13 protein-coding genes are annotated in these 15,480 nt (G+C 36.7%); 8 read left to right on the top strand and 5 right to left on the bottom strand.

Annotated features, from left to right (window positions below):
* Positions 1-107: 107 nt before the first annotated feature.
* Positions 108-593, bottom strand: coding sequence for a YkyB family protein (locus RGU12_RS10465; RefSeq protein ID WP_309536302.1), 486 nt, complete (start codon positions 591-593; stop codon positions 108-110).
* Between the two features lie 339 nt (positions 594-932).
* Between RGU12_RS10465 and RGU12_RS10460 the strand changes: the two genes are divergently transcribed.
* From RGU12_RS10460 to RGU12_RS10450, 3 genes are read left to right on the top strand one after another with little or no spacing between them, the layout of a single operon-like run.
* Positions 933-3,926: a type I restriction endonuclease gene (locus tag RGU12_RS10460; RefSeq protein ID WP_309536031.1), complete on the top strand. Its 2,994-nt coding sequence runs from the start codon at positions 933-935 to the stop codon at positions 3,924-3,926.
* 15 nt (positions 3,927-3,941) lie between these two features.
* Positions 3,942-5,522: an HsdM family class I SAM-dependent methyltransferase gene (locus RGU12_RS10455; RefSeq protein WP_309536030.1), complete on the top strand. Its 1,581-nt coding sequence runs from the start codon at positions 3,942-3,944 to the stop codon at positions 5,520-5,522.
* Positions 5,512-6,756 carry a restriction endonuclease subunit S domain-containing protein gene (locus tag RGU12_RS10450; RefSeq protein ID WP_309536029.1) on the top strand — a complete coding sequence of 415 codons (1,245 nt, stop codon included), beginning with the start codon at positions 5,512-5,514 and terminating at the stop codon, positions 6,754-6,756. The genes RGU12_RS10455 and RGU12_RS10450 overlap by 11 nt, the downstream gene beginning before the upstream one ends.
* A 195-nt stretch (positions 6,757-6,951) precedes the next feature.
* On the opposite strand, the gene RGU12_RS10445 is transcribed toward RGU12_RS10450, so the two are convergent.
* Positions 6,952-7,182 carry a helix-turn-helix domain-containing protein gene (locus tag RGU12_RS10445; RefSeq protein WP_309536028.1) on the bottom strand — a complete coding sequence of 77 codons (231 nt, stop codon included), beginning with the start codon at positions 7,180-7,182 and terminating at the stop codon, positions 6,952-6,954.
* A 386-nt stretch (positions 7,183-7,568) separates the two neighbouring features.
* On the opposite strand from RGU12_RS10445, the gene RGU12_RS10440 reads away from it, so the two are divergent.
* The gene (locus tag RGU12_RS10440; RefSeq protein WP_309536027.1) at positions 7,569-7,985 is read left to right on the top strand and encodes a hypothetical protein; all 417 of its coding nucleotides are present in this window, start codon (positions 7,569-7,571) and stop codon (positions 7,983-7,985) included.
* Between the two features lie 494 nt (positions 7,986-8,479).
* Here RGU12_RS10440 and RGU12_RS10435 read toward each other — a convergent pair whose 3' ends face one another.
* A complete protein-coding gene (locus RGU12_RS10435) occupies positions 8,480-9,436 on the bottom strand; it encodes a D-2-hydroxyacid dehydrogenase (RefSeq protein WP_309536026.1) in 957 nt (318 codons plus the stop codon).
* Between the two features lie 435 nt (positions 9,437-9,871).
* Here RGU12_RS10435 and pflB point away from each other — a divergent pair, with 435 nt between their 5' ends.
* The 4 genes from pflB (at position 9,872) to RGU12_RS10415 (ending at position 14,615) form a co-directional block, all read left to right on the top strand.
* Positions 9,872-12,100: a formate C-acetyltransferase gene (pflB, locus tag RGU12_RS10430; protein WP_309536025.1), complete on the top strand. Its 2,229-nt coding sequence runs from the start codon at positions 9,872-9,874 to the stop codon at positions 12,098-12,100.
* Between the two features lie 21 nt (positions 12,101-12,121).
* On the top strand, positions 12,122-12,847 hold the full coding sequence (pflA, locus tag RGU12_RS10425) for a pyruvate formate-lyase-activating protein (protein WP_309536024.1): 726 nt from the start codon (positions 12,122-12,124) through the stop codon (positions 12,845-12,847).
* A 201-nt stretch (positions 12,848-13,048) separates the two neighbouring features.
* Positions 13,049-13,573 carry an RNA polymerase sigma factor gene (locus tag RGU12_RS10420; protein WP_309536301.1) on the top strand — a complete coding sequence of 175 codons (525 nt, stop codon included), beginning with the start codon at positions 13,049-13,051 and terminating at the stop codon, positions 13,571-13,573.
* Positions 13,557-14,615 (top strand): hypothetical protein, encoded by a 1,059-nt coding sequence (locus RGU12_RS10415; protein ID WP_309536023.1) that lies wholly within the window; start codon positions 13,557-13,559, stop codon positions 14,613-14,615. Before RGU12_RS10420 ends, RGU12_RS10415 begins: the two co-directional genes overlap by 17 nt.
* Positions 14,616-14,662: 47 nt before the next feature.
* Here the strand turns inward: RGU12_RS10415 and RGU12_RS10410 are convergent, their stop codons facing one another.
* Positions 14,663-15,139, bottom strand: a complete 477-nt coding sequence (locus RGU12_RS10410) for a hypothetical protein (protein ID WP_309536022.1) — start codon at positions 15,137-15,139, stop codon at positions 14,663-14,665.
* A gap of 16 nt (positions 15,140-15,155) precedes the next feature.
* On the bottom strand, positions 15,156-15,350 hold the full coding sequence (locus tag RGU12_RS10405) for a YwbE family protein (protein WP_309536021.1): 195 nt from the start codon (positions 15,348-15,350) through the stop codon (positions 15,156-15,158).
* Positions 15,351-15,480 lie beyond the last annotated feature (130 nt).

The raw sequence follows: 15,480 nt of genomic DNA, 5'->3' as shown, positions 1-15,480 counted from the left end.
AATATAATCCCGTTTAATATTCGGATGCGATTCCATTGTTTTTTGCATGTATGAAAATATAAAAATTACAGCATAGTCCTACTAAAGAATAAAGAATAGATTTTAAGTTACCTTTCGATCCATTGAGATACGCCTCTCATTTCATGTGAAACCCTAAGCTTCTTAATCGGTGTTTTTGTATAAATATTTGATTGTATCTTAGACTTTATTTTGCTTTGTTTACTGGACTTTTTAATAGATTCGGAATTAAGAAAAGTGAGGATTATGGTTTTCGCATCTTCAAGATCCATAGGAGCTTTTGGGTTACGATGTCTTAGATTTAATAACTTTAGATTTCGAATATCAGCTTCTGTTGGAGTTGTATGAAAATAATGATCGCCAATTTGAATGATAGTAAATATTCGCTTTTTACCCTTTTTAGGGTAGTGATAACGGTAAATATCTAATCCTATTTTTTTTGCTTGCCCCCTTATAATTAGTAATTTAAAAACTTCATTTTTCAGTTTATAAAAATCAGGAAAATCAAATGTTAATTTTGCATATTGATTAATTACTGTTATTGCTTCGGCAATTCGATTAGTTGTTATTATCATCAAAAAACAATCCCCTTATGAAGTTAACAGTGGAAGTATAAGAATGAGGTTAAATCGTGAGGTTGTGTAAAAAAGACTCCCCTTTATTTACAAAATTCGCCGAAAGGAAAAGTCAATCCTTCAATGTCACAAAGTCGAAACAAAATGTTCAAAATTTAATATATGTATTATTCACTTCTATATAGTAAGCAGGTCAATACTACCCGAACATTTCTGAACTTCTTCCTTTTTTATGGGAAATAAGTGCTATAATTAAACTATATAATTGTTGTTTATAGTCTAAGTAGCATGCGTGGATTAATCGAATAAATTTAAAAAGATAAAAAGGGGGATAATTTGATGATTCACAATGAAGATTCCAGAGTTAAAGTTCCTGCTTTACTTCACTTTTTAAGGTTAGGCTATACGTATCAAACGAAACGTGGAGTCACAATTGACGAACGAAATAACATATTCGTTGATATTTTCAAGGAAGCCATTTCTCATATAAATCAGACAACTTACACCGATATTCGCATCAAAGAGCTAATTAAGGAAATTGATACATTGACCGACAATAAAAGGGACAAAGGAAAAGCCTTTTTTAAACGCTTGGTCAATCAAACGGGCATCAAGCTCATAGATTTGAAAGAGCCATTGAGAAACGATTTTCGTGTGGTAGCGGAGCTTCCCTTTGGGCGTGATGGGGAGTATTTTCGACCTGACATCACGATTTTAATCAATGGCATTCCATTAGGCTTTTTGGAGGTAAAGAAACCAAATAACACTAAAGGGATTCAGGCGGAGTTTGAGCGAATGTACGAAAGAGCAAAAGTCGAAGCCTTTATTCCGTATTTTAACCAGTTACAGGTGTTAGGATTTAGCAACAATACCGAGTATAACGACAGTGAACGTAAAAAAATGTCAGGTAGTTTTTATACGACTCCGAATGGAGACAGACCATCATTTAACCATTTCCGAGAGGAACGGCAAATACCTGTTAACGATTATCTGGCAGAAAGCGATATTGACTTTGTGTTACAGGATAACAACATCATGGAAATCAAAGAAATGAATGAGTTTAAAACAAATTTAAAACCAACAAGTGCCTGCAATCGTTTTGCTACTTCCGTATTCTCAATAGAACGGTTCATAAAATTTATTAGATACGGGTTGGTATATGTTGATTCAATGCGGGATGGCTTACATAAGCACATTATTCGCTATCCGCAATTCTTTGCTATTGAAGCTCTAATTGAAAAGCTGGAACAAGGCATGAAAAGGGGAGTCATCTGGCACACCCAAGGAAGCGGAAAAACAGGACTTGCGTACTTTGCTTCCAATATCCTTCGAGATTATTACCAAAATAAAAATATCGTGACTAAATTTTATTTTGTCGTAGACAGATTAGATCTTTTGATTCAATCATCAGATGAATTTTCATCAAGAGGTATGACGATTGCACCGATTGACAGCAAAGAAGACTTTACAAAAAATATTAAATCACCCGTTATTGTATCGAGTGTTGGAAACACAGGTGAATACAAAGAAACGATGAATGTGGTCAATATCCAAAAGTTTTCAGATGAAGCAACTGTTGATACCACATTAGATAAGAAAATTCAGCGCATTTACTTTTTGGATGAAGTACACCGAAGCTATAAACCAAAAGGCACTTTCCTTTCCAATTTGCTTGGAGTTGACCCAAATGGTATTTTTATTGGGCTTACAGGAACACCTATTTTGAAAAAAGAATTCAAAACTACTGATTTATTTTCAGGTTATATCCATAAGTATTACTACAATAAATCGATCGCAGACGGTTATACACTAAAAATCAAAAAGGAGAATATCTCCACTAAATTTAAGACAGAAGTACGTGGATTATTTGAACTAAAGGAAAATGAGAAAATTTCTTCTCAGCAATGGGAGTTGGTCGGAAAGCAACCTAACTTTGTCAAAAAGGTTTGCGAATACATTGAAGAGGATTTTTATATTTTCCGTAATGAGATTTATCAAGATATGAGTTTGGGCTATATGATTGTCACATCATCCAGTGAACAGGCAAGAGCCATTCAAGAATGGTTCAAGGAAAACAGTGACTTAAAGACTGCCTTAGTTCTTTTTGATGAAGATTACAACAAGGACAAACAGGAAGAATTTAGAGGGAAAAGAAGCGAAGAAAATCCGAAGGTCGTTGAAAGCGATTATCAAGGAGTAGTCGTGTATAACATGCTGTTGACAGGCTTTGATGCTCCAAGATTAAAACGTCTATACTTGTTAAGAAGGATTACTCAACATTCACTGCTTCAAACATTGGCAAGAGTGAATCGACCGTATAATAACATGAAATATGGCTATGTTGTTGATTTTGTAGATATCACCGAAGAATATGAAGAAACGAACCGCAGGTATTTAGAGGAACTTCGAAACGACATTGCTGATGAAGACGATGAAGCAGATATCGATGATTTCTTCGTGGATGTAGAGGAAGTCAAGAAGCAGTTAAAATCCTTGAACAACAAGTTATTCCGTTATATGGGCAACATCGAACAAAACTTGGAGGATTTCAGACAGCAAATCGAAGTCATGGAGCAAACCGAATTGATGGAATTACGGGCGAACCTTAATATGTATAAGGAATGCTACAACGAGCTTCGAATGGCAAGGGAAGATGTATCCCATATGCCAATTGAACACATTAAAGAAGCCTTCAAGGAAGTATCCAATAGGATTAAGTTCAAACGAGATGAAGAACGCTTAGATGATCCCGATACCGATGTGGAGGATATTGATTTTAGTAACTTGGTCGTAGAATTTTTAAAAATGGGGGAAGTCGATTTAGATTTTACCACTGAAAATGATGTACTGGAAACGGTCAATAACATCCAAAATGAATTTCACTTAAATTTAGATAAAGAAGACCAAGCCTACATTAATATGAAACAGGCATTTAAAGACCTTATGCTAAAATTGAAGCATGAGGGAGACAGCAGTGAAAGGGTTAAACAAATTATTGACGAATTAAAAGAGCTTCATGTTAAGATAAGGAAGCTGAATATCGATAACAATGCAATTATGGCAAGGTATCGAGGAGACGATTCTTGCATGCGTATCCACAAACAGTTATTGGACAATTACAGCGATTTAGATGATGTAACTGTTTACGCCATCATGATGGAAATTATCGGAGAAATGGACAACCTACTGGGTGGTATTCATCCAACTGTTGAAATTATGACACGACAATTGATGCGGCCTGTGCGGAATGCGTTTCTAAATAACGGTCTGCGACTTGGAAAAAGTCAGGTGGTTGATGTTATCCGATTATTTACTGACGATAAATTCAATTAGAAACGGGGACAGAAAATGGGTTTTGAAGAATTTGTGAATCAAATAAAGAAGATGATTGATGATCTAAAAGCTATGAGTGCAAATCTTGGATTAGCGAACACAGGAGATGAATACAAAATCATCTCCGAGCTATTCACCTACAAGTTTTTAAATGATAAATTGTTGTATGAGTTTGAAAAAAGAGAAGACCAAAGTGAAACATTCGAAGATTTTGTAGATTTTGCACCAATCAATCTTGCAAAAATGCGTAAAGAGCACCTGGTTGACAGCTTGTATCAGCAACAGAATAAAGACAATTTTAACCTGATTTTAGATCAAGCGTTTATTGAAGTAGACGAACTTAACAAGGACATCTATACAGTTGAAACGGTAACAGGGCAAAAGAAGAAGCTATTTGAACCTCTGTCCACCTATATTCGTGACGGCAATAAAGAATTAGAACTGGCAAAAAGAGCTATTAACATCATGGCAGAACATAAATTCACTGACATCTACGAGGACGGATTTGACTATTTTGCAACTGTCTTCGAATACTTGATTAAAGATTATAACAAGGACAGCGGTAAATACGCTGAATACTTTACTCCATTGGCTGTAGCTAATATTATCAGTGAAATTCTCTATAACGATACGCCTGTACGGAATGTTACGGTCTATGACCCAGCATCGGGTTCAGGTACATTATTGTTATCGATGGCAAACAAAATCGGAACAGACAACTGTACCATATACAGCCAGGATATTTCGCAGAAATCTACACAATTCTTGCGGATTAACTTAATCCTAAATAAATTGGTGCATTCCTTACCAAATGTTGTTGAAGGAGATACACTATTAAGACCTGATCATTTAGACACAGAAAACCCTGATAAACTAATGAAGTTTGACTTCATTGTTAGTAATCCGCCGTTCAAAACGGATTTTAGCAGTAGCATTGAAGCATTAAAAGCAGATAAATATGACCGTTTCTTTGCGGGACTTCCGAATATCCCGAAAAAGAAGAAAGACAGCATGGCAATCTATGAAACCTTTTTGCAACATATATTGGCTTCGTTAAACGAAAACGGAAAGGCCGCTGTTGTTGTTCCAACTGGATTTGTTTCCGCAAGTGCAGGCATTCCACAAGCGATTAAGAAAAAGATTGTTGATAACAATTGGTTAATGGGCGTTATCCATATGCCGAGTAATATCTTTGCGAACACTGGAACTTCAGTATCCATAGTCTTCATTGATAAAAATAAGACTGATGAAAAGATAATGTTAGTTGATGGCTCGGACTTTGGAACAAAAGTTAGATTAGATGAAGGCCAACGAACCATTTTAAGTGAAGTAGAACGGCGACAATTAATTGATAGTTTTAAAGAAAGAAAAGAGAAGCCCGAATTTAGTGCTATGGTGTCATATGAAACAATTAAAGAAAATGCATACAATCTATCCGCAGGGCAATATGTCGAAATTAAAGAAGATGTACTCGCTTTTGACCTTGATGAACGTCTACAAAATATAGGAGCTGATATTTCGAAAATTGCAGAAGAACAAAGGACATTAGACCAAAAAATTAAGGCTTTTTTGGATGGTGATAAAAATGACGATTAAAGCAGAAGTCTATTGCTATCGTGTGACAGACGGAACCCATGACACTCCTAAACCTACAAAAGAGGGGTATCCATTAGTTACATCCAAAAATATAATGAATGGGGAATTGAATTTAGAAGACACATACCTCATTTCAGCCGAAGATTATGAACAGGTTAATCGAAGAAGTAAGGTGGATCAATGGGATATTCTCTTTAGTATGATTGGTACAGTAGGAGAAGTTTACCTTCACCGAGATGAAAACTGCGATTTCGCCATTAAGAATATTGGACTATTCAAAATGGGTGGAAACAAGGAAAAAGCATTAAAGTTGTTTTATTTTTTGAAGAGTCCTTACTTTCAGCGATTGATTAAAGTGCGATTAAATGGTTCTATTCAGTCCTATTTGACGCTTGGTTTTTTGCGTAACATAGAGCTTCCAGACTTGGACAAAATCAATAAGGAAGATATAGAGAAGATTGAAGCAATCCAGAAAAAAGTTGATAGTAACAAGGAGTTGCGAAAAAAACTCTTAGAATATGCTCAATTAACCTATCGAAAGTGGTTTGTAGAGTATGATTTTCCTGATGAATTAGGAAATCCTTATCATTCAAGTGGTGGAGAAATGCAGGAAGTAGATAATAAAATGATTCCAAAAGGATGGACAAGAAACCGAATAAAAGCAATTGTGGAATCTACCAAAAATGGCGATTGGGGAGAAGAGGATATTGAAGATGGAGCAATTGAACAGTATTGTATTAGGGGAATAGATATTGAAACATTAGGTCAGGGAGAAATAGGAGAAACTCCAATTCGATACATTAAACCAACTGATGCGAATGAAAAAAAACTCTTTCACAATAATATAGTGTTAGAAATTTCGCACGCAAGCAATCCTGGCAGGCAACTATTGATTCGGAATAGCTTAATGAAAAGATTGGATAAACCCATCTATTTTTCAAACTTTTCCAAGGTCATCCAAGCAAAAGAACCTTATGCTCCATTCTTATATTTACTTTTAAAAAATCTGTATGAGCGAAAGGTTTTGCTAAAATATACAGCGAGTACGAATATACGGAATATATCGGTTGAGAGCTTGCTAAACAATTTTCGTATTGTACTCCCCCCTGCTGATGTAGCAGAAAAATTCAACCAATTTGCAGAAGTCCTTTTTGACAGAATCAACCTGATAGGAGAAGAAAATGAAAAGCTGTTCGAGGTAAGGGATATTCTAATAAAAAAATATATCAAATAAAGATAAAAACGGCTTTTGTAGAGCAGGAGCAGTTATTATTAAAATGTACTAAAAAAGAGAGGATGCATCGTTCAGTTGATGCAAACCTCTCTATTTTTATGTTCCTTTTTGGAATTTGTTCATAGAACTGTTTGTTCTGATTTATTGTATTTCAAGACAAAACTCAGTTTCTACTTACTAAATATATGCTATAAATCAATGTTCATTTTCCATTTCCTTAAAAAAATCCGAGAGTTTTATTTCTAATGCTTCGGCTATTCTAACAATGTTTATTAAAGAAACATTCCTGGTTCCTCTCTCCACCTCGCTAATATAAGTTCTATGAAGACCTGCAATCTCTGCAAATTTTTCTTGGGAAATGCCTTTTGATGTTCTGATTTTTTTTACCGTCAGACCAAATTTCGTTGTGATAAGTTTATCTTCCATAAGTTCAATCTAAAAAAGTGTAGACTATATATCTACAGACTATAAGTGACATTCAATAAAAAAATGATTATACTTATCAAAGTAATCAATTTATAAGGGAAGAGGTATGAAGGATGTTAATAAAAACATCATTTATTACATTTTCTATGTCTGTTCAAAAATAAAAATTTGATTTTCTAAATAAAAATATTACTGAATTGGGGCTTAAAAAAGTAAATGAAAGAGTTAATAAATACAAAATTTATAGAGCTTATAGAAATATACAATGAAAAATTATATTTTGATTATAAACAACAAATCAATTTTTTGATTACGAATGGAAATTAAGTTTTAAGATTTCAATTGGAGTGAATAAGTTGCTTTTCAGAGACAAATGGCAGTTCTCGATGGACTATAAAAAGAAAAAATTAGAAGTAAAACTATTACTAAATAAAATGGTTATTCATCAATACATTACTGATATTATTAAATCATCTGTACAACTAAGGAAAATAAGCAACCGAGGAAGAATAATTACATCAGAAGAGATTAGGGGAGATAGAGAATTCTATAGAGATATTAATAAGCATATTGCTTTCGTGAGAAAAGATCACGATTTTTTTTTCTTTTTTATTAATGGCTTTAAATTACAAGGTATTCAAAGGGATTTTAAAGATTATAAAGATTATAAGGTAGTTGAGTTAAGTATTATAGCTCGATCTGAATTCCAGAATAATGCACTTATAAACAGTGAAACTATCTATCATGTTCAAGAGTTTACTATCATTGAAATTATAGATATATTTGACCTAAAGGCTAAGTGACTGAACAAGCAGTTATTCCGATACAAAAACAGAACCGTTTTTTAAATACTTAGTAGCAATATGATTAAAACTATTTCACTGATGGATTCGCTAAAAACTATATTAATATAATTTATTGATGATTAAATGAGCAAAGGAGAAACTTATTAAAAAGCAATTAGAAAGTGATAAATAGGTTTTATCACAATATTTATACAAACCAATTCGACTATTTTAAGGGGTTTTGTCTTTCTTCAAGTTTTATCCCATCAAAGAATAGAGTGGTATCAATAGTTTAATAGTTTTATCTCATGATTTATTATAATATACAATCATTACCTATTGAATAAAGACCAATTTAATACCACGATTGAACAGCTAGAAAAATACAAAAAGCTTTATGAAGAATGGCTCAACGAACCAATTCCCGAGGATATCGATGTGAAGGACGAGGATTGATTGGGACACGGGATTCCGCGTCCCAATCAATTTTTACAAGGGGCAGAGCACTGTCCCTAATATCCTTTTTTATAATCCACCACATTTTTCGGAAGTACGCCACCTTGGGCATAGCTCTTCAAATTGGGGATAAAGATATCTTCAATCACACGCTTTGTATAATGTTCAGTCGAACCAGAGGTATGTGGTGTCACAATCACATTTTCAAAATCCCATAGTGGGCTGTTCTCATCTAGCGGCTCTTTCGTGAATACATCCAGCCCAGCTCCGGCAATCTCACCAGAACGAAGTGCCTCAATCAACTCATCTTCAACGACAATTTCGCCCCGCCCAATATTAATGAAAAATGCAGAAGACTTCATTTGCTTAAATTCGTTTGCTCCAAATAAATGATGAGTTTCATTCGTCAAAGGTAATGTCACAACAACATAATCACATCTTGGCAGAACCTCTGACAACCGGTCTGTCGTATACATTTCATCGACGTAATCCTCTTCACGGCCAGAATGGCGCACACCAAGAACTGTCATGCCAAATGCTTTTGCAATCTTGGCCGTTTCTTTACCGATGTGGCCCACGCCCATGATTCCAATTGTCTTTTCATGAATCTCAAGCTTCATATCAGAATGGTGCCATTTTTTCTCCTGCTGATTTCTCACATATGTATGAATTTTTCTCGTCAATCCGAGCATCAATGCAAAAATGGTTTCTGAAATCGGATATGCATGAACCCCATTTGCGCTTGTGAGAAGAACTTGTTTCTTCTCCATGTCCGAAAGAGGCATGCTGTTAACACCCGCACTCCAGCTTTGCAGCCAACGAAGCTTAGAGTCGGAAAAAATGCAGCGATCCGCAATCTCCTTTTTCCAGCCGACAATTACCTCGGCATCTTTTAAATGGTCTAACCAAACAGACGAATCACGCCCAGCAACAATCTCCCAGCTAGGAATGATTGCTTGGATTTGTTCTAGATGAGACTGCTCAATATCTTGTGTAATAACTAGCTTTGACATGGTGTTCCCCCAATCCCAGAATTGATTTAATTTTATAATAATACAGACTGGAGTGCTTTACCAGCATTGGAATGGGGAGATGCAGAACAACTGTGTCAAGCAGGTGGGAGACGGAGGATGATGGTTCTCCATCCAAAATCACGAAGGACACCACTTTCCAGTTACTTGGAGCTCATGTGCACTCGGCTGCCATCTTTTCCTAGTACTAGAAATAAGTAACGATCAGTTTCTCGTCCCACTAATATTGACTAATTTTTGTTGAAATTGTGGCTAAAATAGTAACTTCTTTAATTTGTGAAATATTTCACATGACAACCAACCCTACACGTTGTATCATGAAGGTGTAAGGAAGTTTGTTCAGTAGTGAGCAATCGAACTCAAATAAAATCTTAATCAAAAACACATTTGAAAACCTTGTAATGGAGGTCATTGATAATGAAAGCATGGGCAGGTTTTAAAGAAGGAAAATGGCAAAAGGAAATTAATGTACGAGATTTCATTCTAGAGAATTTCACACCATATAGCGGGGATGAAGCATTTTTAGAGGGACCAACTGAAGCAACAAACGCTCTTTGGGAACAGGTCATGGAATTGACAAAACAGGAGCGCGAAAATGGTGGAGTACTGGATATGGATACCAAAATTGTATCTACGATTACTTCACATGGACCTGGTTACCTTGATCAGGGAAAGGAAAAAGTGGTAGGTGTTCAAACCGATAAACCATTTAAACGCTCTCTTCAACCGTTTGGTGGAATTAGAATGGCAGTCGATTCTGCAAATTCCTATGGGTTTGAAATCGATGAGGAGATTGTCAAAATCTTTACTGAGTATCGAAAAACACATAACCAAGGTGTGTTCGATGCGTATACACCAGAAATGCGGCTTGCAAGAAAAGCAGGAATCATCACTGGACTTCCAGATGCATATGGTCGTGGTAGAATCATAGGCGATTACCGCAGAGTGGCCCTTTATGGTGTTGACCGACTCATTGAAGATAAAAAGAAAGACTTTCTTGAAACCGGAAACGGAGCCATGACAGATGACATTATTCGTGACCGAGAAGAGCTCTCTGAGCAAATTCGTGCTCTTCAAGAACTGAAGGAGTTAGCTGTTTCCTATGGCTATGACATATCTGAACCAGCTACAAATGCGAAAGAAGCTTTTCAATGGCTATACTTTGCTTATTTAGCGGCTATAAAAGAACAAAATGGAGCTGCGATGAGTTTAGGGCGTGTGTCTACATTCCTAGACATCTATATCGATAGAGATCTAGCAAACGGAATTTTATCTGAGCAAGAAGCACAGGAAATTGTTGACCATTTTGTAATGAAACTACGACTCGTGAAGTTTGCGAGAACACCAGATTACAATGAATTATTTAGTGGTGACCCAACCTGGGTGACTGAATCACTTGCAGGTGTAGCGCTTGATGGTCGTCCATTAGTTACGAAAAACTCGTTTCGATTTTTGCATACATTAGACAATCTTGGACCAGCGCCAGAGCCGAACTTAACGGTCCTTTGGTCTGTCAACCTACCTGAAAACTATAAAAAGTATTGTGCAAAAATGTCTATTAAAACAAGCTCTATCCAATATGAGAACGATGATATCATGCGTGAAACGTATGGTGATGATTATGGCATCGCATGTTGTGTATCCGCAATGGCAATCGGTAAACAAATGCAGTTTTTCGGAGCAAGAGCGAACCTCGCAAAAGCATTACTTTACGCAATCAATGGTGGAATCGATGAAAAGCTAAAAATTCAAGTCGGACCAAGCTACTCACCGATTACTTCCGAGTATTTGGACTATGAGGAAGTTCTTCAAAAATATGATGTCGTGCTTGAATGGCTTGCAGGGCTTTATGTTAACACATTAAATGTCATTCACTACATGCATGATAAATACAGCTACGAACGTTTGGAAATGGCACTCCATGACAAAGAAGTTTTACGCACCATGGCATGTGGAATTGCGGGGCTATCTGTCGTTGCGGATTCACTAAGTGCGATCAAACATGCAAAAGTCAAAACAATTCGTGATGAAAATGGAATTGTCGTCGATTATGAGATTGAAGGAGACTTCCCGACATACGGCAACAACGATGACCGTGTCGATGACATCGCGATTGAGCTTGTTAAACGTTTTATGACGAAGATTAAGAAGCATAAAACATATCGCAACTCTGTTCACACTCAATCCATTTTAACAATCACATCTAACGTCGTGTATGGGAAAAAGACAGGAAACACACCAGATGGTCGTAAAGCAGGGGAACCGTTCGCACCAGGTGCAAACCCACTTCATGGCCGTGACACAAAGGGTACACTTGCATCTTTAAGCTCTGTTGCAAAGCTACCTTATGAGTACGCCTTAGATGGAATCTCTAATACTTTCTCTATCGTTCCAAAAGCACTAGGAAGAGAGGAAGATGCGAGAATCAGCAATCTAGCCGGCTTACTCGATGGATATGCCATGAAAAAAGGCCACCACTTAAATGTGAACGTCTTTGATCGCGAAACATTACTAGACGCAATGGAGCATCCTGAGCTGTATCCACAATTAACGATTCGTGTATCAGGCTATGCCGTGAACTTTATCAAACTAACAAGAGAACAACAAATTGATGTGATAAATCGGACATTCCACGAAAGTATGTAAGAAACAAGGAGGACGAAAAGCATGAACGGACGCATTCATTCCATAGAAACCTGCGGCACTGTAGATGGACCAGGACTACGTTATGTCATTTTCACTCAGGGGTGTTTGCTCCGTTGCCAGTTCTGTCATAACCCTGATACCTGGAAATTAAAAAGGGGGAAGGAACTAAATGTGTCAGAGATTATCAATGATATCAAAACCTATCTTCCTTTTTTCCAGGCGTCAGGTGGCGGTGTGACCGTCAGTGGTGGTGAGCCCTTGCTTCAACTCGATTTTTTAATTGAACTTTTTACAGAATGCAAGAAGCTTGGGATACACACTACGATCGATAGCTCTGGTGGATGCTTTTCTCGTTCTCCACAATTCATGGAGCGGTTAGAGAAGTTGCTCCCACTAACCGATTTGATTTTACTAGATATTAAGGAAATTGACCCGGTGAAGCATAAGGAATTAACAGGTCTGAGCAATGAGCATATCCTTGATTTTGCACAGTATTTATCAGATAAAAATGTTCCGGTTTGGATTCGCCATGTGTTAGTTCCAACAATAAGTGATAATGACGAGGACCTTACGAATCTATCAGCGTTTATAAAGACCTTAAAAAACGTAGAAAAAGTTGAGGTTCTTCCGTATCACAAGCTCGGAATATACAAATGGGAAAGCCTTGGTCTTGAATACAAACTTAAGGATGTCGAGCCCCCAACCGAAGAACGTGTCAAAAACGCAGAAAGAATACTAATAGGTTAATAAAGTTGAGAGCATGAAATCATTTGTCTGAATTTCATGCTCTCTTTTTTTGTGTTTCAATGATCGTTTCCACTGCCATTTTTACCCCGAAGAAGGAAATACAGTGCTGAGAACGAATTGTATAAAAGATTTTAAAAAAAGTTGAAACAAATTTGGAGTTGATACGACTTATTCTTGATTGGGGGCGAGGCATTGGAGAATATGTCATTTGATATAGAAAAAATCTACGACATCTATTACCGGGATGTGTATCATTTTGCGTTGTTTTATACAAACAACCGTCAGGAAGCGGAAGACATCACACAGGAAACCTTTATTAAGGTCATGAAAAATATAGGCAGCCTACAAAATCCAGAACGAATGAAAACATGGATTTTTTCGATAGCAAAGCACACGGCAATTGACCTGAAGCGAAAACAAAAATTTATTCAATTTTTACCGGACTGGATTTATGAAAAAGAATCCGGGGAAGCAACACCTGAAAAGAAAGCCATTCAAAAGAATGATTGGGAAGAACTACAACAAGCACTCATAAAATTAAAGCCTACCTATCGGTCTATGATCATTTTACGAGGATTAAAGGAATTGACTATCAAAGAGACGGCTGAAGTCATGGGATGCAGTGAAAGAAAAGTACGCGTCGACTATCACAGAGCGATTCAACAAATGAAAAAGCATGTTGAAGTATATGAGGAAGGGTGGGGACTGAATGAAAAATCGAAATGATGAAAAGTGGTTACAACCGTTAAAAATCCGTCCTGACCTTGAACCAAATCCAGTTTTTGCGAAACGACTGAAAGAAAGCCTGAAAGAAAACAAAACCAAAAGAAGAAATTTTTCAGCGTTAAAAATGTGGCTTCCACTAGCAATGGCCATCATGTTGTTCTCCATCATCACAGTGTCCTATGTGACGAGTAATCAAAAACAAGGGCAGAAGCCGGTCGAAATAGAGGAAACTTCAAATGTAGTTAACCCAGATTTTGATACGTTGTTAGCAGAGAATCCTGCGTACCAACAAATGTATGATTCCGTCTTAAAGGTAACGACGATCGAAGAAGCTAGCAGGTTAGTTGTGAGTTTTTTCGAGGCACTTCATGTGGAAGATAAGGAATTCCTTAAGGAAAATGTATTTTTTGTGGCGAATCCCGAAAAGGAAGTTGATGTGTTACTCGACTTTTACAGGGGAATCGACGTGAAATCACTAACTATTAATTCGTTTAAGGAGAGTCAGGCTGAACCTAGTGTAGAAATAATTTTCTCATATACACAGAATAATGAGGAAAAGCTGCACCACATTCATGTTAATTACTGGGAAGAAGATCAAACAGAAATTTATGCACCACTTGATGAGTATGTTCCTGAAATCGAAAATGATCTTGAACTCAATGAGCAGGAAAGGGCGGCGTACGATGCATTCAAAGTTGACCATGATCCTGAGGCATTAAGAAATCTTGGACCGATCAGTGTTGCAAAAATATATCTCCAAGCTAGTGCAGACGGTGATCAAGAAACCTCCTATGCCCTGTATACAACGAGAGAGGACAGAGTCATGTGGTCAGAAGAAGAGGATAAGAAATACTGGGAACAAGATCCAATGTTTGTAGAAAAAGACAATAAAGCTTATTACGGGTTAGGTTCTGGAACCTTTCATCAACAAAGTGAATATGAAGGTTATATCTCCTTCCGTAATAAAAATGGAGACATGGGCTTCCAAATGGTAAAGGACGAAAACGGCGTTTGGAAGGTATCTTTTATGCCAATACAATAATGATATGAAAAAATCCAACCTCATTTTAACAGGAGGTTGGATTTTGTTTATTGTAGTTTAAATCCTTCGTCATATAGATAATCTTCAGCTTCGTCATAGGAGCCAAAAGCTTCTTCTAGATTTAATCCGGAGTATATATTCCACCACTCGTCTTCAAACACGAGTAGCAGTGTTTGTCCCTCATCATTCACCCAGCGTTCCTCTTGCCCTTCGCCTATGATGGCATTTTCCCTTGCTAGAGGGGAATTGGCTGAGAGGGATTGAATGGATTCCTTCACAATTTTTCGTAACTCAGCTTCAGAGAAATCGCGAATATTAACAAATCCTTTTTCATCCACCTCATAATTTTGAAGGTTTCCGGCATATACAAACCCATTGCCATTTGGATGAAGATGCTGAACAACAATCTTTTTCTCAAAGACACTGTCGTTATAATGAAAATTTACTCTTCCTAATGATACATTTTTGCGTTCCAATTCTGGGAATGATTCAACGATTTTAAGTTTTTCCTCGAACGATAACATATGTATGTCCTCATTTCTATTGTAATATTTCTTTTACGCGCCCAACCTGTCCATCTTCGAGACGGACTTTAATCCCGTGAGGATGAAAGCTAGACTTTGTTAAAATATCTTTGACAGTACCTTTTGTCAGTATACCTGTTCGTTGGTCTTTCTTTAACACGATTTGCACCTCAACTCCTGGTGTTATATCTGCACGATTTTGCCCATTCATTCCAAAAATCCTTCCATTTATTATTTGTTCATTTAGTTTACCTTAGATTCCAGAATTTATCTTCAAAAAAAAGATGACCTCAAGAGTCATCTTTTTGGGACAAGGGGACAGGTACATCGTCCCACCATAT

The sequence above is a fragment of the Ferdinandcohnia sp. QZ13 genome (genome assembly GCF_031324165.1).
GTDB lineage: Bacteria > Bacillota > Bacilli > Bacillales > Bacillaceae_L > Ferdinandcohnia.
This window is presented reverse-complemented; position numbering and strand designations above follow the sequence as displayed.

Coding starts and splice junctions, on each gene's coding strand:
- RGU12_RS10465 (WP_309536302.1), bottom strand. CDS start 593: ATGATAATAACAACTAATCGAATTGCCGAAGCAATAACAGTAATTAAT.
- RGU12_RS10440 (WP_309536027.1), top strand. CDS start 7,569: ATGGACTATAAAAAGAAAAAATTAGAAGTAAAACTATTACTAAATAAA.
- RGU12_RS10435 (WP_309536026.1), bottom strand. CDS start 9,436: ATGTCAAAGCTAGTTATTACACAAGATATTGAGCAGTCTCATCTAGAA.
- RGU12_RS10460 (WP_309536031.1), top strand. CDS start 933: ATGATTCACAATGAAGATTCCAGAGTTAAAGTTCCTGCTTTACTTCAC.
- pflB (WP_309536025.1), top strand. CDS start 9,872: ATGAAAGCATGGGCAGGTTTTAAAGAAGGAAAATGGCAAAAGGAAATT.
- RGU12_RS10450 (WP_309536029.1), top strand. CDS start 5,512: ATGACGATTAAAGCAGAAGTCTATTGCTATCGTGTGACAGACGGAACC.
- RGU12_RS10445 (WP_309536028.1), bottom strand. CDS start 7,182: ATGGAAGATAAACTTATCACAACGAAATTTGGTCTGACGGTAAAAAAA.
- RGU12_RS10455 (WP_309536030.1), top strand. CDS start 3,942: ATGGGTTTTGAAGAATTTGTGAATCAAATAAAGAAGATGATTGATGAT.
- RGU12_RS10405 (WP_309536021.1), bottom strand. CDS start 15,350: ATGAATGGGCAAAATCGTGCAGATATAACACCAGGAGTTGAGGTGCAA.
- RGU12_RS10420 (WP_309536301.1), top strand. CDS start 13,049: ATGTCATTTGATATAGAAAAAATCTACGACATCTATTACCGGGATGTG.
- RGU12_RS10415 (WP_309536023.1), top strand. CDS start 13,557: ATGAAAAATCGAAATGATGAAAAGTGGTTACAACCGTTAAAAATCCGT.
- RGU12_RS10410 (WP_309536022.1), bottom strand. CDS start 15,139: ATGTTATCGTTCGAGGAAAAACTTAAAATCGTTGAATCATTCCCAGAA.
- pflA (WP_309536024.1), top strand. CDS start 12,122: ATGAACGGACGCATTCATTCCATAGAAACCTGCGGCACTGTAGATGGA.